Source organism: Pseudodesulfovibrio senegalensis (assembly GCF_008830225.1).
Classification (GTDB): domain Bacteria; phylum Desulfobacterota; class Desulfovibrionia; order Desulfovibrionales; family Desulfovibrionaceae; genus Pseudodesulfovibrio; species Pseudodesulfovibrio senegalensis.
On record NZ_WAIE01000001.1, the window covers coordinates 27,586 to 43,742 of the forward strand.

Genomic DNA, 16,157 nt, shown 5'->3' on the forward strand with positions numbered 1-16,157 from the left:
GCATGCTGGCACTGGTGGCCGCCACACATCGCGAGCTGCGCGCCTGTCTTGCCGGGGCGGGTATCGACCTGCCCGACGGCGATGCCCTGGAACAGGGCGGCACGGCGCGGATCAGCGTGCATGGCCGGGAACTGCTGGCCTGCACATGCGGCGTGGGGCTGGTCAATGCCGGGATCATGCTGGGTCGTCTGCTGGAACGCGGCGTGGCCGGGGTGGTCAACGTGGGCATCGCCGGTTCGTTCGACGTGCAGGCCGCGCCCCTGGGGTCGGTCTGGCTGGCCAAAAGCGAGACATGGCCCGAATACGGTGTACTGGACGAGAACGGTATGACCGATGCCCGCGCCCTGAAGTTTCCGCTGGCCCGGGTGGGCGGCGAGGCGGTCTGGGACCGGGTCGCCCTGAACCCGTATCGGGATGCCGAGGCCATGGGCCTGCATGCGGACAGGCAGTGGGGCGAAGCGGATTTCCTTTCCGTGAGCGGTGTGAGCGCCGCAACGGAGCGCGCCCACGGCCTGCGGAAAAGGTTTGACGTGCTGCTGGAGAACATGGAAGGGTTTGCCCTTGCCTTTGGGTGTGCCGTCGCCGGTGTGCCGTTTGTGGAATTGAGGACCGTGTCCAATCGTGTTGGATCCCGAGAGAGGACGGATTGGGACATCGAGGGGGCGCTTGCGGCGTTGGGGAACGCCTGCACTGGCCTGTTGTCAGGACGCCGAGAGGACAGTCCGCTATTTTGAGCGAGCATACATGAAAGAACTTCTTGCATATTTCGATGGGGAACTTCCCGGGATCAATGCCTTTCTTGAGGAGGAAGCCCGCAAGCTGAACGGGCTGGTCAGCGACGTGGCCCTGCATATTCTGGGTTCCGGGGGAAAGCGCATACGTCCCATGCTGACCATTCTCACGGCCCGTGCATTGGGCTATGACCGGGACGACTACCTGCCCATGGCCTGTGCGCTTGAGCTGTTGCATTCCGCCACCCTGTTGCACGACGACTACCTCGACGACGCGGACATGCGCCGGGGCAGCAGGGCCGCGCATCTGGTGTTCGGGCGCAGCGAGACCATTCTGGCCGGGGACGCGCTTCTGGCGCTGGCCAATGAAATGGGCGCGCGCTACGGCAAGGCCCGGCTTTCCGCGGTGCTGGCCAAGGGCATCATGGACACGGCCGCGGGCGAGATCGAGGAGATCGGCTTTTCCCGCAATCCCGCGCTGGACCGCGAAACCTACATGGACATCATTATCGGCAAGACCGCGCGTCTTATCGAAACGGCCTGTCGCTGCGGCGCGGTGCTGGCCACGGATGATGCCGCCATGGAGGAAGCCGCCGCGGAATACGGCCTGAACCTGGGCATCGCCTTCCAGCTGGTGGACGACGCCCTTGATTATGTTTCCCCTTCCTCCGAGACCGGCAAGCCCGAGGGCGGCGATCTCAAGGAAGGCAAGGTGACCCTGCCGCTGATCCTGCTCATGGAGCAGGCGGACGAGGTTGCCGCCGAAGAGTTGCTGGACGCCCTGCGCGAGCGCAGGCTTTCGGCAGAGCAGTGTACGGACATCGTGACGCAGGTGCGTGACGGCGGTTATGCGGACAGGACGCGGGACGAGGCCGCGGCCTACGTGCAAAAGGCCAAGGACGCGCTGGGGCCGTTTCCGGATTGCCCGGAACTGACGGTGCTCCGGCAGGCTGCCGAGTACGTGCTCACGAGAACCAAGTAGACAGGGCCGACCGGAATCCGGTCGGCCTTTTACGTTAATACGGATACTAAGGAGTCGGACGGATGTTGTGCCGTGTGGAAGTGGGGCTGAAGTCCCATGTGCGTGACGTTGTGGGCGAGAGCTTTGCCCGGAAGATTCGGAGCGAACTGGGTGTGGCCGTGGATTCGGTGCGCATCGTGCGCGTGTACACCCTCGAGGGGCTGGACGCGGCGCAGGTGGACATGGCTCTGGAGCGGGCCGCCCTGCACGATCCCGTGCTGCATGAGGTTTCGCTGGAGCCGCTGGCCCGCGATTTCGACTGGGCGCTGGAAGTGGGTTTTCGCCCGGGCGTGACCGACAATGAAGGCCGTACCGCCCGCGAAACGCTGGGCGTGGTGCTCGGCCTGGAATCCACCGAGAGCGTGCGCGTGTACACCTCGGCCCAGTATCTGCTGAACGGCGATCTGGACCGGGAGACCGTGGACCACATCGGCCGCGACCTTTTGGCCAACGAGCTGATCCAGCGCTATGAACTGCGCAGCGCGGACGAATGGGCCGAGGCCCCGGGATTCCCGGCCAGGGCGGCACAGGTCACGGGCAAGGCCAGCGACGAGGTGGCCGTGATTCCCCTGTCCACCATGAGCGACGAGGAAATGATGGCCTTTTCCCGTGCCAACACCCTTGCGCTTTCCCTGACCGAGCTGCACCGCATCCGCGATTATTATGCGGACCCGGCCGTGAAAAGCGAGCGCGCCGGACTGGGCCTGCCCGCCGACCCCACGGACGCGGAACTTGAAGTGTTGGCCCAGACATGGTCCGAGCACTGCAAACACAAGATTTTCAGCTCGAAGATTTCCTATGAAAACAAGGAACTCGGTACGTCGTCCACCGTGGACAGCCTGTACAAGACCTATATTCAGGGCAGCACCAAGACCATCCGTGAACGCAATGAAAAGAGCGGTGAATACGGCGACTACTGCCTTTCCGTGTTCAAGGACAACGCGGGTGTGATTCGTTTTTCCGACACGGTCAACGTGTGCGTGAAAATGGAAACCCACAACAGCCCCTCGGCGCTGGACCCCTACGGCGGGGCATTGACCGGCATCGTGGGCGTGAACCGCGACCCCATGGGCACGGGCATGGGCGCGAACCTGCTCTGCAACACGGATGTGTTCTGTTTTGCCTCCCCGTTTTACGAAGGCGAGCTGCCGCCCCGGCTGCTGCATCCGCGCCGCGTGTTCGAGGGTGTGCGCGAAGGCGTGGAACACGGCGGCAACAAATCCGGCATTCCCACGGTGAACGGCTCCATTGTTTTCGACAAGCGCTATCTGGGCAAGCCGCTGGTCTATTGCGGCACGGTGGGCACCATGCCCGTGACCGTGGCCGGAAAACCCAGCCATGAAAAGAAGGCCCTGCCCGGCGATGTCATCGTCATGAGCGGCGGCCGCATCGGCAAGGACGGCATTCACGGTGCCACGTTCTCGTCCGAGGAGCTGCACGAAGGCTCCCCGGCCACGGCCGTGCAGATCGGCGACCCCATCACCCAGCGCAAGATGTACGATTTCCTGATGCGTGCCCGCGACCGGGGCCTGTATCACGCCATCACCGACAACGGCGCGGGCGGCCTGTCCTCGTCCGTGGGCGAGATGGCCGAGGATTCCGGCGGGTTTGACATGGACCTTGCCAAGGCTCCGCTCAAGTACGACGGCCTGCGTCCGTGGGAGATTCTCATTTCCGAGGCGCAGGAGCGCATGACCATGGCCGTGCCGCCCGAAAAGCTGGACGAGTTCATGGCCCTTTCCCGCGAGATGGACGTGGAATCCACGGCCCTGGGAACCTTTGACGATTCCGGCCGCTATCTGGTGCGCTACAACGATACAATGGTCACCTGTCTGGACATGGAGTTCCTGCACGGCGGCGTGCCGCAGATGGAGCTGGAAGCTGTATGGGAACGCCCGGAAGTGAAGGAAACGCCGGTCCCGGCCGTGGACGACCACGGCTCCCTGCTGCGCGACATGCTCGGCCGGCTGAACATCTGCTCCAAGGAATACGTGGTGCGCCAGTACGACCATGAGGTGCAGGGCCGCAGCGTGGTCAAGCCCATGACCGGCGCACAAAACGACGGTCCGTCCGATGCGGGCGTGCTGCGTCCGGACCTCGCTTCCGAGCGCGGGCTGGTTGTCTCCCACGGCATCTGCCCCCGGTATTCCGATCTGGACACCTACTGGATGATGGCCAACGCCATTGACGAGGGCGTGCGCAACGCCGTGGCCGTGGGCGCGGACCTCCGTTTCATGGCCGGTGTGGACAACTTCTGCTGGTGCGACCCGGTACAGTCCGAATCCACGCCGGATGGCCGTTACAAGCTGGCCCAGCTGGTGCGCGCCAACCAGGCGCTGGCCCATTACTGCCTCGGGTTCGGCGTGCCCTGCGTTTCGGGCAAGGATTCCATGAAGAACGACTACAAGGGCGGCGGCGAAAAGATTTCCATTCCGCCCACCGTGCTCTTTTCCGTCATCGGCGTGGTGCCGGACGTGAACAAATGCACCACCTCGGATTTCAAGCGCGCGGGCGATCGCGTGTACGTGCTGGGGATGACCCATGACGAACTGGGGTGCTCCGAACTTGCGGACCAGCTCGGATTCACGAGCGCGGACGTGCCGCAGGTGGACCTGCTCTCGGCCCGCGATCGCTACGAGGCCGTGTTCGAGGCCTTGCAGCGCGGCCTGATCACCGCCTGCCACGACATTTCCGACGGCGGATTTGCCTGTGCAGTGGCCGAAATGTGCATCGGCGGACGGCTGGGCGCACAGGTGGACATTGAAAACATGCCCTGCTGCGGTGAGCTTGACGACACGGCCATGCTCTACAGTGAATCGGCCAGCCGGTTCGTGGTCACGGTGCCCGAGGCTGAGGTGCCCGCATTCGAGGCGCTTTTTGCCGGACAGGCGCTGGGCTGCGTCGGCACGGTCACCGAGGAGCCCGTGCTTGCAATCGGACGCGGCAACGTGTCTCTGATTCGTGAGGACGTGGACGGATTGACCCGGGCCTTCAAGGCTACGTTGGACTGGTAGGCATCGGATGCAGTATTTCCTACCGGAGTCTGCACGGTAAGCGAAATTCCGCCAGCCCCTTTACTCAGCTTGGAAAATCCTATATGGAATTATAGGGTTAGTAATATCAGGCTGTTGTAAACGTACTGCGCTTTGTGTGCGAGGGGGCTGAAATGGGAGTGTTTCGATTGTTGCAAGGGAGCTGTTGCGCGCTATGCGTTGCAGCTCTTTTTGTTTGCTGGACGCAGGTCGCCGAGGCCGGTTCCGGAAGATTTGTGGGCAATGCCGCGTGTGCGGATTGCCATGAAGAGGAATATGCCAATTATACGGAATTTTCCAAAAAGGCCCATTCCGGGAAGTCCGTGCAGCTCATGGCCGCGGACCTGACCGCGGACGAGCTCAAGGAATGTTATGCCTGCCATGCCACGGGATACGGGCAGCCCGGCGGCTTTGTTTCCTTTGAAGAGACGCCCGAACTGGGCAACGCCGGGTGCGAGGTCTGCCACGGGCCGGGCTACGACCATGTGGAGTCGGGCGGGGATCCCGAATTGATCAAGGGCGATATCAAGGTTTCCGACTGCGAGATCTGTCACAACTCGGAACGCGTGGCCGCGTTCGACTACAAGCCGCTGCTGTTCGGCGGCGCGCATTAGGAGGTGGCCATGAACGTACTCAGAAAATCACTCGGAGCCAAGGTTGTGCTGCTCACGTCGCTGCTGACAGTAGTGGCGTTCACCGGACTGTTTCTCTGGAATTCCTATGTGACCTACAACAGCATGCACGTGAGCGTGCATGAATCTGCCGACCGCATCGGCGACATGCTCTACATGGCCATCGAGGAGCCCATGAGCATCGGCGACAACGCGGGCACCGTGGGCAAGTTCGCCCAGATGGCCGAGCGGTACACGGACGTGCGCGCCTACCTCGTGGACTACAAGGGCGAGATCACCTATTCCACCAATGCCGACACCGTGCGCAAGAGCGTTTTTGACGTGCGCAGCGAGGGCTTTTTGCCCGGCCTTGTCAAAGAGGGACTGAAAAAGGGTATTCAGGAAGGTGATTTGCTGGATATCGACGGCAGGCTGCATTTCGGCGAGGTCAAGACCATCCGCAACGAGCCGTCCTGCTATCACTGCCACGGCAAGTCCCGCGAAATCCTGGGCGCGCTGGTGACCACCATCGACGTGAGCCCGCAGTACGCGGCCATGAAGGCAGACCAGATCAAGTCCGCGGGCATTTCCCTGTTCAGCGTGCTGGCCCTGCTGGCCGCGCTCATCGTGTTCATCCGCACCAACGTGGTCAATCGCATCAAGATCATCGCCTCGGCCACCGAAGAAGTGAGCAAGGGCAATCTGGACGCGCAGTTCAGCGTCAAGGGCGGCGACGAACTGGCCAGCCTCGGCGTGTACCTTTCCAACATGGTGGACCAGATCAAGGACCAGTTGCAATACAACCGCTCTGTGCTTTCGGGCATCATCGTGCCCTTGTTCGTCACCGACGACAGGGAGCGGTTCCAGTTCGTGAACAAGCCGCTGGAAGAGATTTTCGGCTGCCCGGCCGAAGAGGTGCAGGGCAGGACAGTGACCGATGTCTTCGATTGCGTGGAAGGCGAGGAAACGTGCGACGCCGCCCATGTCATTGAAAGCGGTGAGACCATCAGCGGCGCATTCCGCTATACCAATCGGGAAGGGCGGGCCGTTCCGCTGCACTTCGAGTGTTCGCCGCTCAAGGATTCCGAAGGCAAGACCGTGGGCGCCATCGGGGTGCTCATCGACCTGACGCGCGAAGAGGCGGACAAGGCCAATATCGAGCAGCAGCGCCAGAATCTGCTGGTGGTTGCCAACGAGGTCACCGAGGTGGCCATGACCCTGAACCGGGCGTCCGAAGAGCTTTCTGCCCAGATGGACCAGCTTGCCGGCGGCGTGGACACCACCGCGGACCAGACTTCGCAGGTGGCCACGGCCATGGAGCAGATGAACTCCACGGTGCTGGAGGTGGCCCGCAATGCCGCGGAAACCGCCGATGCTTCCGGAAATGCCAACAAGGTGGCCGAGGAAGGCGGGCAGGTGGTGCGCAACGCGGTGGGCGAAATCAACGAGGTGGCCAACACCACGGAAAGCCTGGCCACGTCGCTGGGCGAGCTTTCCCAGCATGCCGAGGGCATCGGCCAGGTCATCAATGTCATCAACGACATTGCGGATCAGACCAACCTCTTGGCGCTCAACGCGGCCATTGAGGCGGCCCGGGCCGGAGAGGCCGGACGCGGGTTCGCGGTTGTGGCTGATGAGGTGCGCAAGCTGGCCGAGAAGACCATGGACGCCACCAAGGAAGTGGAAGGCGCCATCAACCGCATCCAGCAGAGTACCACCGAGGTGGTCTCGGAAATGGACGGCACTCGCGAGCGCGTGCTCAACGCCTCGGAAATGGCGCAGGGGTCCGGCGAGGTGCTGGAGAAGATCGTGGAAGAAGCAGGACGCATAGCCACCATGGTTTCGGGCATTGCCGCGGCCGCCGAGGAACAGTCCGCCACCAGCGACGAGATCAATTCCGGGGTCACCCAGATCAACGATCTCTCGCAGGAAGTGCTGGCCGGTATCCGTGAATCCAACAACGGGATTCAGGAAGTGGCTGAAATGTCGCAGAAGCTGGCCACATTGGTGGAGAAATTCAAGAACTGACGGTGGAGCCTGATGGTTCTGGCATACAAAGCATTCGGACCGTGGCCGTTTCGGCCGCGGTCCGTTTTTTGGCTTGGTGCATAATTTGGCCCTTGACGTGACGGGAAAAAGTTTTTAGGAATAATTATCGTTAAGATTAACCCGAGGAAGAATTATGTCCAAAGAAGTAGGTTTCCGGCTGTCCAAGCAGCGCAAGGTCATACTTGATGAGTTGAGGAAAGTGACCACGCACCCCACGGCCGACGAGGTCTATGACATGGTGCGCAAGATCATTCCCCGAATCAGTCTGGGGACCGTGTATCGGAACCTGGAGTTTCTGAGCAACCAGGGTCTGGTGCTCAAGCTGGGCGGGCCGGGGACGCAAAAGCGTTTTGACGGCAATCCGAGTCCCCATCCCCATATCCGTTGTTCGGTGTGTTCGTGCATTGCGGACGTCATGTGCGATGTTGATGTGCCTGATCTGCCCGCAGAGTATGCGCGCGGTTTCGACATTAAGCACTGCAACGTGGAGTTTGTGGGCATTTGTCCCGAGTGCCGGTCCAAGCTGCATTAGGATTTTCTTTTTCGGGTGACTTTTTTCCGCGTCACATGCTATGGCTCTACAGTACCTCGGTCACAACACCGAAGCTGAACCTGATATCACGCTCAAGGAGGAATGATATGTCAATCAAGGGAACCCGTACCGAACAGAATCTGCTCAAGGCCTTTGCCGGCGAATCCCAAGCCCGCAACAGGTACAATTACTTTGCCAGCATCGCCAAGAAAGAAGGCTATGTGCAGATTCAGCATATCTTTGAAGAAACCGCCAACCATGAAAAAGAGCACGCGAAACGGCTGTTCAAGTTTCTGGAAGGCGGCGAGGTGGAGATCACCGATTCGTTTCCCGCCGGGAAGCTGGCCAACACCCTCGAGAACCTCAAGGCGGCCGCAGAGGGCGAGCATTATGAATTCTCGACCATGTATCCCGAGTTCGCCAAGATTGCTCGCGAAGAAGGCTTCAACGACATCGCGGCCGTGTTCGAGAACATCGCCGTGGCCGAGACCTACCACGAAGAGCGCTACAACGCGTTGATCAAGAACATCGAGGAAGGCAAGGTCTTCGTCAAGGACAATGAGATTGTCTGGCGTTGCCGCAACTGTGGCTACAACCACAAGGGCACGACCGCGCCGGAACTCTGTCCTGCATGCGCGCATCCCCAGGCCCATTTTGAAGTCAAGGCTACCAACTGGTAACCCGCCAAACATACAGGAGACGCATCATGGCTATCAAACTCGGTGAAGTTTACAAATGTGAAGCTTGCGGTAATATCGTCATGGCCATTCACGAAGGCGCAGGCGATCTGGTCTGCTGCGGTGAACCCATGAAGCTGTTCACGGAAAACACCGTGGACGCGGCCAAGGAAAAGCACGTTCCGGTCATCGAAAAGAACGGCGACGAGGTCGTGGTCAAGGTGGGCGGCGTGCCGCACCCCATGGAAGAAAAGCACTACATCGAATGGATCGAGCTGTGTGTGGGCGATCAGTGCCTGTACAGGATGCTCAAGCCGGGCGATGAACCCGTGGCCACGTTTTGTGTCAAGGGCCTGTCCGGCCCCATGAAGGCCCGCGAGTTCTGCAACCTGCACGGCCTCTGGGCTGCCGAAGCCTAAAAAGAAATGAACCGGGCGGGAAGCCCCGCCCGGAAATCACAGGGGGTGCGCCATGGCCAATCCGGAAGACATGTGGCAATGCCAGACCGTGAATTGCGGTTATATCTACAACCCGGACAAGGGTGACAGAAAGGGCAAGATTCCCAAGGGCACGCGTTTTGAAGACCTGCCCGACGACTGGCGCTGCCCGGTATGCGGCGGAACAAAGAAATGTTTCAGGCCGTTGGCCGGTCCCGGTTCCACAGCCGCGGACTGCGAACTGCCCACGGAAGATGCCGGCGGTGCGTTGACAGGTGCCGCGGCAACTGCCAATGAATCAAAACAGGAGATCAGTGATATGGAAAAGTACGTTTGCACCGTTTGCGGTTATGTGTACGACCCCGAAGTTGGCGACCCGGACAACGATGTTGCCCCCGGTACCAAATTTGCCGATATCCCGGACGATTGGACCTGTCCCATCTGCGGGGCCGGCAAGGAAGAATTCGAGGCGGAGTCCTAGATTTTTTCGGGCCGTTCAGGCCCTTTGAATGACATTGGAACAGCGCGGTCCGCCCCTTGAGAGGGGCGGGTCGCGTACTTTTCATGATTGCAATGCCTTTTGGCGGAGAAAAGTATGAAACCCGTTGAAATAAAAGAAGACATTTGGTGGATTGGCGCTGTCGACTGGAATCGCCGCAGTTTTCACGGCTATTCGGTTTCGCCTTTGGGAACCACCTACAACAACTACCTGATCGTGGACGACAAGGTCGCCCTGGTGGACACGGTGGACAAGCATTTCTGGGGCAGGCTCAAATGCAACGTGGCCCAGGTGCTCGGCGACCGCAAGGTCGACTATTTCGTGATCAACCATCTGGAGCCGGACCACGCGGGCTGCCTTGCCGATGCCGTGGAACACTACAAGCCTGAAAAGATTTACGTTTCCCCCATGGGCGAAAAGGCCATGAAGGCACACTTCCATTACAAGGACTGGCCCGTGGAAGTGGTGCCCACAGGGTCTACTGTTTCGTTGGGCAAATACAGCCTCAACTTTGTGGAAACCCGCATGCTGCACTGGCCGGACAGCATGCTGACCTACGTGCCCGAAGCCAAGCTGGCGTTCACCAACGACGCCTTCGGCCAGAACATCGCCTCCAGCGAACGCTTTGCGGACGAATATGACCCTTGGGTGCTGGAACAGTCCATGCGGCATTACTATGCCAACATCGTGCTGCCGTATTCGCCCATGGTCATCAAGACTCTGGACGCCATCGAGGATATGGGCATTGAGATCGACATGATCTGCCCGGACCACGGTCTCATCTTCCGCGGCGACGACGTTGCCTGGGTCATTGAAAAGTATCGCGAATACGCGGCCCAGAAACCCAAGAACAAGGCTGTCATCGTTTACGACAGCATGTGGAAGTCCACGGAGCACATGGCCGAGGCCGTAGCCACCGGGCTGGCCGACAAGGGTGTGAGCGTGAAGATCTACTCCATGAAGGCAGACCACCACAGCATCATCATGACCGAAATATTCGATGCCGCGGCCGTGGTGGTGGGTTCGCCCACGCACAACAACGGCATTCTGCCGCTCATGGCCGACATGCTGACCTACATGAAGGGTCTGCGTCCGCAGAACAAGATCGGCGCGGCCATCGGTTCCTTTGGCTGGTCCGGCGAGTGCGTGAAGATCCTCACGGAATGGCTGGAGAAGATGAGCATGGATGTGGTCGACCCGGTCAAGCAGAAGTTCGTTCCCGACCATGAAGGGCTGGGCCAATGTTATGAGCTGGGGCTTTTGCTGGGCGACAAGATTCAGGAAAAACTTGCGGAATAAAACGGAAAAGACGAAAACCCCGCTTCGGCGGGGTTTTTTTGTGCTTGGACCGTAGGCGGAAGTAAAGGTTTGTAAACCGGCTTGCCCCGGAGCCGGGCAGCGGCTATGAGAGGGCACTGCGGCTCAATGGACAGAATGAGGTGAATGGATGGATTCAAAAGCGCCCGAGCGCGACAAAAATACGCGGCTTGTAGATTTTCTTTTTGAATGCGGCATGTTGCGCAAAACGCCACGCACCGGATACCAGTTTCTTGGTTCCGGCTCGGAAAACGTGGCCGAGCATTCGTTCCGCACAGCGGTCATCGGCTATGTTCTGGCGACCATGGCCGGGGCGGACGTGGCACGCACCACGCACATGTGTCTGTTTCATGACCTGCACGAGGCCCGTACCGGCGATTTCAACTACGTGAACCGCATTTATAATTCCTCGCAGCGAACCGCTGCTCTGGAAGATGCCACCGCAGGAACCGGTCTGGAAGAAGCCATTCTGGGCATGTGGGAAGAGTTGGAGGACGTGGACACGCTGGAAGCCAGGCTGGCGCAGGATGCGGACCAGTTGGATTTCATCATGAATCTCAAGGAAGAAGCCGACCTCGGCAACACCTATGCCACCAAATGGCTGGACCTGGCCCTTGAGCGTGTGCGCACGCAGTGGGGCCGTGAATTGGCCCAGACCATAGCCGAGACGGATCATTCGGAATGGTGGTTTCTGGTGCGCAACAAGGATTGGTGGACACGCAAGAACGGTAAGCCGAAATGAATATCGGATGGCCGGGACAGTGTATAATAATTATATAGACCTTGCTGATCGCGAACAGTTTCTGTAAGAGAACGGGTGGTTCCCAATGGGCGTTTCGCCCCGGGGCTTGAAGGGGAGTTTCAAGCGCACTGCATCGGGCACACTGGTGCCCGTGTCTGCGACAAGTCAGCGTTGGAGAAGGGTTACATGTCACAGGTGACCGGGGGAATCACGCCCCCGTTTCATGCCATCGGCAGTGCCGTGCTGCGTTTTCTCGGAGAGTTGGGCGCCATGTCCATCTTTTTCCTGGATTCCGTGCGGTTCATTTTTGCCGGATGGGGTCAGCTCCCCAAGACCGTTCGTCAGGTCTATTTCATAGGCGTGCAGTCCGTGAGCGTCATCGCGCTCATCGGCCTGTTCACGGGCATGGTCATGGGCATGCAGCTGTACTTCGCGCTTTCCACCTTTGGTGCGGACGGTTTTCTGGGAACGGGCGTGGCCCTTTCCATGGTGCGCGAACTCGCCCCGGTGCTGACCGCCATCATGCTCACCGGCCGCGCCGGTTCCGCCATGACCGCAGAGATCGGCGTCATGCGCATCTCCGAGCAGATCGACGCGCTGACCATCATGGACATCAATCCCCTGCGTTATCTGGTGGCCCCCAAAATGGCGGCCTGCATCATCGCATTTCCGATTCTCACGGGATTTTTCAACCTCATCGCAATCGCCGGCGGCTGGCTGACCGGGGTCCGCCTGCTGGGAGCCAACGCGGGGGTGTATTGGTACCGGGTGCAGTCGGCCCTTCGTTGGGACGACATCGAAGGCGGCTTCATCAAGGCCTTCGTCTTCGCCGTGCTGGTCTGCACCATCTGCTGCTACGAGGGATATTTCACGCATTTGCGCGGACGTGTCGGCCCTGAAGGGGTCAGCCAGTCCACGACAACGGCGGTGGTCAAGTCCTGCGTGGTCATTCTGGCCGCGGATTACATTTTGACCTCGCTGCTTTGGTAGGGTTTGGAGAACGTATGGCAACGGCACCAGGAATACGACTTGAATCACTGACCGTGGGATACGGAGGCAACCCCGTGGTCAGCGACATGGATATCCACATCCCCGGCGGCAAGGTCACCATGATCGTGGGCGGTTCGGGATGCGGCAAGTCCACGGTGCTCAAGCACATCCTGCGCCTGCATACCCCGATAGCCGGCACCATCTTCATCGGCGGCCATGATATTTTTTCCCTGTCCGGCAAGGCGTTCCGCTGCCTGCGCCAGCGCATGGGGGCCCTGTTTCAGGACGGGGCGCTGCTCGGGTCGTTGCGACTCAAGGACAACATAGCCCTGCCCCTGCGCGAACACACGCGGCTCAAGGAATCGCAGATCATGGACATCGTGCGCCACAAGCTCGATCTGGTGGGCCTTGGTCATGCCATGGAACTGTTTCCACACGAGCTTTCCGGCGGCATGCGCAAACGTGCCGGGCTTGCGCGGGCGTTGGTCATGGACCCGCAGGTGCTGTTCTGCGACGAGCCCACTTCCGGGCTTGATCCGGTCATGTCTGCGGAACTGGACCAGCTGCTGCTGGAGATGATGGGGCATTTCGACATGACCACCGTGGTGGTCACCCATGATCTGGCAAGCATGCGCACCATTGCCGACCACGTTGTGGTGCTGGGCGACGGGCGTTGTCTTTTTCAGGGCAGCGTTGCGGAACTGGAGGCCAGCGAGGATGCGTACCTGCGCAGCTTCCTGGACCGCGAGGCCCCGCACCGGGATACCCCGCGACTGACCATGCCGCCCATTGACCCGGGCATGATGAAACTCAACTGTACCCAGTTGCTGGGCGAAGAGTAGGGCTTGGCCCGCAAGGATTTGTCATGAAGAAGTACAGCAAGGAAACCGCAGTCGGTATTTTTGTGTTGATCGGTTTGGTGGTCGTGGCCTATATGAGCATCAAGCTTGGCAACGTGACCATGTTCTCCGACGACTATTATGTGTTGCAGGCGAATTTCACGGATGTTTCCGGGCTCAAGGCCAATGCCCCGGTGCAGATTTACGGCGTGGAAGTCGGTTTTGTCCGCAGCATCAGCCTCGACCAGAAGGACGGCATGGCGCATCTCGAACTGATGATCCGCAAGAATGTCAAGTTGACCGACGACGCCATTGCGTCCATCAAGACAAGCGGGCTGATCGGCGACAAGTTCGTGAAGATCGCACCCGGCGGCGTGGGCGACCCTGTGGGTGACGGAGATACGTTGTTTGAAACCGAACCGGCCATCGACATCGAGGGCCTTATCAGCAAGTTCGCTTTCGGGAAGGTGTAGAATGAACAGGAAGAACCGAGTCCAGTGTAGCCTCGCAGCCATTGCGCTGTGCGCGGTGCTGCTGCTCCCGGCTCTGGCCGTGGCAGAAATGACCCCGACCGAAACTCTCAAGGAAGGCGTGGACAAGATCATCGCCATCCTCAAGGATCCGTCCGTCAACACCGACGACGGCAAGGACAAGATCATTCAGAAACTCAGCAGCATGGCCGATGATTATTTTGCCTTCGAGCAGTTGACCATGCGGGCTGTCGGGCGTCCGTGGCTGAAAATGCCCGCTGAATTGCAAGAAAAGCTGGTGGCCTCGTTCCGCAAGCTGCTGGAGCTGACCTACCTGAAACAGATTCGTCAGTACGACGATGAAAAGGTCGTGTACAAAAGGGAGATGGTCAAGGGTTCCAAGGCCATGGTCTTGACGGATGTAGTTGCTAAGGATAAGGTATTCTCAGTAAATTATAAGCTCGTGAAGCTTGACGGGCGTTGGTATGTCTATGACATCATCGGTGAGGGGATCAGCCTGGTGAAGAATTATCGTAGTCAATTCAATGAGATATTGCACGATAGTGATACTGCTGGGTTGATTGACCGTATCAACGAACGCGTGGCAGCTCTTGAGGCTGCGCAGAACAAGAGTGAATAGTAATCCTCCCGGGGGGAGACGGATTATGCGTTTGTATATTGCGATAATTGCGTTTTTCATGGTGGTGCTTTCCGCGCCGGTTTCGGTCATGGCCGATGCCGGGCAGCAGGATGCGGCCATTCAGTTGGCGCAGTTTGAGGATGATGAAATATGGACCGACTCCGGCGAGTTGATTACCGACGATCTGAATCGACAGCAGGTCAAGGTCAGCGATCCCCTCGAAGGCTGGAACCGTTTCTGGTTTCAGGTCAACGATGCCCTGTATTTCGGCGTATTCAAGCCCTTGGCGCAGGGCTATGCGTTCGTCATTCCCGAACGTCCCCGCGGCTGGGTCAAGAATTTCTTTGAAAACCTGATGTATCCTGTCCGTCTGGTGGGTTGCCTGTTGCAGGGCAAGTTCGAATCCGCGGGCATGGAAACCTCCAAGTTCATCATCAATTCCACCATTGGATTGGCCGGCTTCGCCGACCTGACCGAAGGACGAAAGACCGTACGCCCCATCCCCACGGGAGATGAGGACATCGGGCAGGCGTTCGGCGCATGGGGCATGGGTCCCGGCCCGTATCTGGTCTGGCCCGTGCTCGGCCCCAGCTCCACGCGGGATACCGTGGGTTACGTGGGTGAGTATTTCATCACTCCCACCACCTACATCCACCCGTGGTACTGGTCCGTGGCCACCAAGTCCTATGCCCGGATCAACAAGCTGACCTTTGAGATCGGCCGCTACGAATCCATCGTGGATAGTTCCGTTGACCCCTATGCAGCGGTGCGCGATGCCTACCTGAAGCTGCGCGCCAAGAAGGTTGCGGAATAATCGGCAGACCCATGCGGCTGGCCGTCATTTCCGACACCCATTGTTCGAAAGCTCCCGCCTGGCTCGACCATGTGTACCGCACGTGGCTCGAGCCGGCGGATTTTTTGTTCCATTGCGGGGACATTACCTCCTTCGACACATGGAGTTTTCTGCTCCAGCATCCCAATTTCCATGCCGTGCGCGGCAATTGCGACTGGGACCCGGGCCTTGTGGACGCGCTCGAACCCATGATCTCCATTGACGCGGGCGGCCTTGCCGTGGGCCTGACCCACGGATGGGGACCTCGTCCGCAGGTGGCAGACAGGGTGGCGCAGGCCTTTGGTGCCGAATACGACCTCGTATGCTACGGCCATACCCACGCCCGCGACTGGTCTGTGAACAGCGGGGTGCGCCTGTGCAACCCGGGCAGCCTCGGCGAAACCGGGTCGCTGGCCATCATCACGGTGCATCCGGATCGTTCCATGGACTGCGAGTTCGTGGACGCGGACATTTGATTTTTTTTCGCATTCAGTAATTTAATCCCTCCAGATTACAAATTTGCACAACTCGTTGCTTCGAGTTGTGCTTTTTGTGTTGTTTTTGTCAAAAAAGGATTCCTTTTTGGCGGACGCGTCGTCAACTACGTGGTTTTGAACAAAATGGCCGTGCAATATTTTGTTTTGATAGCCTTTTTCTGAAAAAACGGTTGACGAAAAACCATATTGACGCAAAGACGGAAGGCAAACGTGTTTGGTGCTGCCGAAAATCGGCATGGTT

General features: G+C 59.4%; 17 protein-coding genes and 1 pseudogene. All 18 read left to right on the plus strand.

Features of this window, described 5'->3' with window-relative positions:
* Window positions 1-2 precede the first annotated feature (2 nt).
* The 18 genes and pseudogenes from mqnB to F8A88_RS00205 all read left to right on the plus strand — a co-directional run bounded on the left by mqnB (window position 3) and on the right by F8A88_RS00205 (window position 15,895).
* Window positions 3-734: a futalosine hydrolase gene (gene mqnB, locus F8A88_RS00125; RefSeq protein WP_151148913.1), complete on the plus strand. Its 732-nt coding sequence runs from the start codon at window positions 3-5 to the stop codon at window positions 732-734.
* Window positions 735-744: 10 nt separating this feature from the next.
* A complete protein-coding gene (locus F8A88_RS00130; protein ID WP_151148914.1) occupies window positions 745-1,713 on the plus strand; it encodes a polyprenyl synthetase family protein in 969 nt (322 codons plus the stop codon).
* Window positions 1,714-1,775: 62 nt separating this feature from the next.
* Window positions 1,776-4,766, plus strand: coding sequence for a phosphoribosylformylglycinamidine synthase subunit PurS (locus F8A88_RS00135; RefSeq protein WP_151148915.1), 2,991 nt, complete (start codon window positions 1,776-1,778; stop codon window positions 4,764-4,766).
* A 152-nt stretch (window positions 4,767-4,918) separates the two neighbouring features.
* Window positions 4,919-5,398: a cytochrome c family protein gene (locus F8A88_RS00140; protein ID WP_151148916.1), complete on the plus strand. Its 480-nt coding sequence runs from the start codon at window positions 4,919-4,921 to the stop codon at window positions 5,396-5,398.
* 9 nt (window positions 5,399-5,407) lie between these two features.
* Window positions 5,408-7,423, plus strand: coding sequence for a methyl-accepting chemotaxis protein (locus F8A88_RS00145; protein WP_151148917.1), 2,016 nt, complete (start codon window positions 5,408-5,410; stop codon window positions 7,421-7,423).
* Between the two features lie 154 nt (window positions 7,424-7,577).
* Window positions 7,578-7,976: a Fur family transcriptional regulator gene (locus F8A88_RS00150; RefSeq protein ID WP_151148918.1), complete on the plus strand. Its 399-nt coding sequence runs from the start codon at window positions 7,578-7,580 to the stop codon at window positions 7,974-7,976.
* Window positions 7,977-8,083: 107 nt separating this feature from the next.
* The gene (gene rbr, locus F8A88_RS00155) at window positions 8,084-8,656 is read left to right on the plus strand and encodes a rubrerythrin (RefSeq protein WP_151148919.1); all 573 of its coding nucleotides are present in this window, start codon (window positions 8,084-8,086) and stop codon (window positions 8,654-8,656) included.
* Between the two features lie 26 nt (window positions 8,657-8,682).
* On the plus strand, window positions 8,683-9,072 hold the full coding sequence (locus tag F8A88_RS00160) for a desulfoferrodoxin (RefSeq protein ID WP_151148920.1): 390 nt from the start codon (window positions 8,683-8,685) through the stop codon (window positions 9,070-9,072).
* Between the two features lie 52 nt (window positions 9,073-9,124).
* Window positions 9,125-9,340: pseudogene (locus F8A88_RS16020) on the plus strand (rubredoxin); the annotation flags it as partial.
* Window positions 9,341-9,409: 69 nt separating this feature from the next.
* Window positions 9,410-9,571 carry a rubredoxin gene (gene rd / locus F8A88_RS15930; protein ID WP_241667363.1) on the plus strand — a complete coding sequence of 54 codons (162 nt, stop codon included), beginning with the start codon at window positions 9,410-9,412 and terminating at the stop codon, window positions 9,569-9,571.
* Window positions 9,572-9,685: 114 nt separating this feature from the next.
* On the plus strand, window positions 9,686-10,888 hold the full coding sequence (locus F8A88_RS00170) for an FprA family A-type flavoprotein (RefSeq protein WP_151148922.1): 1,203 nt from the start codon (window positions 9,686-9,688) through the stop codon (window positions 10,886-10,888).
* 148 nt (window positions 10,889-11,036) lie between these two features.
* Window positions 11,037-11,648, plus strand: a complete 612-nt coding sequence (locus F8A88_RS00175; protein ID WP_151148923.1) for an HD domain-containing protein — start codon at window positions 11,037-11,039, stop codon at window positions 11,646-11,648.
* 186 nt (window positions 11,649-11,834) lie between these two features.
* The gene (locus F8A88_RS00180) at window positions 11,835-12,638 is read left to right on the plus strand and encodes an MlaE family ABC transporter permease (protein WP_151148924.1); all 804 of its coding nucleotides are present in this window, start codon (window positions 11,835-11,837) and stop codon (window positions 12,636-12,638) included.
* 14 nt (window positions 12,639-12,652) lie between these two features.
* Window positions 12,653-13,480, plus strand: a complete 828-nt coding sequence (locus F8A88_RS00185) for an ABC transporter ATP-binding protein (RefSeq protein ID WP_151148925.1) — start codon at window positions 12,653-12,655, stop codon at window positions 13,478-13,480.
* 23 nt (window positions 13,481-13,503) lie between these two features.
* Window positions 13,504-13,950 carry an outer membrane lipid asymmetry maintenance protein MlaD gene (gene mlaD, locus F8A88_RS00190; protein ID WP_151148926.1) on the plus strand — a complete coding sequence of 149 codons (447 nt, stop codon included), beginning with the start codon at window positions 13,504-13,506 and terminating at the stop codon, window positions 13,948-13,950.
* Window position 13,951: 1 nt separating this feature from the next.
* Entirely contained in the window at window positions 13,952-14,587 is a 636-nt protein-coding gene (locus F8A88_RS00195) for an MlaC/ttg2D family ABC transporter substrate-binding protein (RefSeq protein WP_151148927.1), read from the plus strand.
* 25 nt (window positions 14,588-14,612) lie between these two features.
* A complete protein-coding gene (locus F8A88_RS00200) occupies window positions 14,613-15,401 on the plus strand; it encodes an MlaA family lipoprotein (RefSeq protein ID WP_151148928.1) in 789 nt (262 codons plus the stop codon).
* A gap of 11 nt (window positions 15,402-15,412) precedes the next feature.
* Window positions 15,413-15,895: a metallophosphoesterase family protein gene (locus F8A88_RS00205; protein WP_151148929.1), complete on the plus strand. Its 483-nt coding sequence runs from the start codon at window positions 15,413-15,415 to the stop codon at window positions 15,893-15,895.
* The last annotated feature ends 262 nt before the right edge of the window (window positions 15,896-16,157 follow it).

Bases quoted from the DNA above. Each gene is read 5' to 3' on its own strand.
- F8A88_RS00175 (WP_151148923.1), top strand. From the start codon at position 11,037: ATGGATTCAAAAGCGCCCGAGCGCGACAAAAATACGCGGCTTGTAGAT.
- mqnB (WP_151148913.1), top strand. From the start codon at position 3: ATGCTGGCACTGGTGGCCGCCACACATCGCGAGCTGCGCGCCTGTCTT.
- F8A88_RS00160 (WP_151148920.1), top strand. From the start codon at position 8,683: ATGGCTATCAAACTCGGTGAAGTTTACAAATGTGAAGCTTGCGGTAAT.
- F8A88_RS00140 (WP_151148916.1), top strand. From the start codon at position 4,919: ATGGGAGTGTTTCGATTGTTGCAAGGGAGCTGTTGCGCGCTATGCGTT.
- rd (WP_241667363.1), top strand. From the start codon at position 9,410: ATGGAAAAGTACGTTTGCACCGTTTGCGGTTATGTGTACGACCCCGAA.
- F8A88_RS00130 (WP_151148914.1), top strand. From the start codon at position 745: ATGAAAGAACTTCTTGCATATTTCGATGGGGAACTTCCCGGGATCAAT.
- F8A88_RS00195 (WP_151148927.1), top strand. From the start codon at position 13,952: ATGAACAGGAAGAACCGAGTCCAGTGTAGCCTCGCAGCCATTGCGCTG.
- F8A88_RS00205 (WP_151148929.1), top strand. From the start codon at position 15,413: ATGCGGCTGGCCGTCATTTCCGACACCCATTGTTCGAAAGCTCCCGCC.
- F8A88_RS00135 (WP_151148915.1), top strand. From the start codon at position 1,776: ATGTTGTGCCGTGTGGAAGTGGGGCTGAAGTCCCATGTGCGTGACGTT.
- F8A88_RS00180 (WP_151148924.1), top strand. From the start codon at position 11,835: ATGTCACAGGTGACCGGGGGAATCACGCCCCCGTTTCATGCCATCGGC.
- F8A88_RS00170 (WP_151148922.1), top strand. From the start codon at position 9,686: ATGAAACCCGTTGAAATAAAAGAAGACATTTGGTGGATTGGCGCTGTC.
- mlaD (WP_151148926.1), top strand. From the start codon at position 13,504: ATGAAGAAGTACAGCAAGGAAACCGCAGTCGGTATTTTTGTGTTGATC.
- F8A88_RS00200 (WP_151148928.1), top strand. From the start codon at position 14,613: ATGCGTTTGTATATTGCGATAATTGCGTTTTTCATGGTGGTGCTTTCC.
- F8A88_RS00150 (WP_151148918.1), top strand. From the start codon at position 7,578: ATGTCCAAAGAAGTAGGTTTCCGGCTGTCCAAGCAGCGCAAGGTCATA.
- F8A88_RS00185 (WP_151148925.1), top strand. From the start codon at position 12,653: ATGGCAACGGCACCAGGAATACGACTTGAATCACTGACCGTGGGATAC.
- F8A88_RS00145 (WP_151148917.1), top strand. From the start codon at position 5,408: ATGAACGTACTCAGAAAATCACTCGGAGCCAAGGTTGTGCTGCTCACG.
- rbr (WP_151148919.1), top strand. From the start codon at position 8,084: ATGTCAATCAAGGGAACCCGTACCGAACAGAATCTGCTCAAGGCCTTT.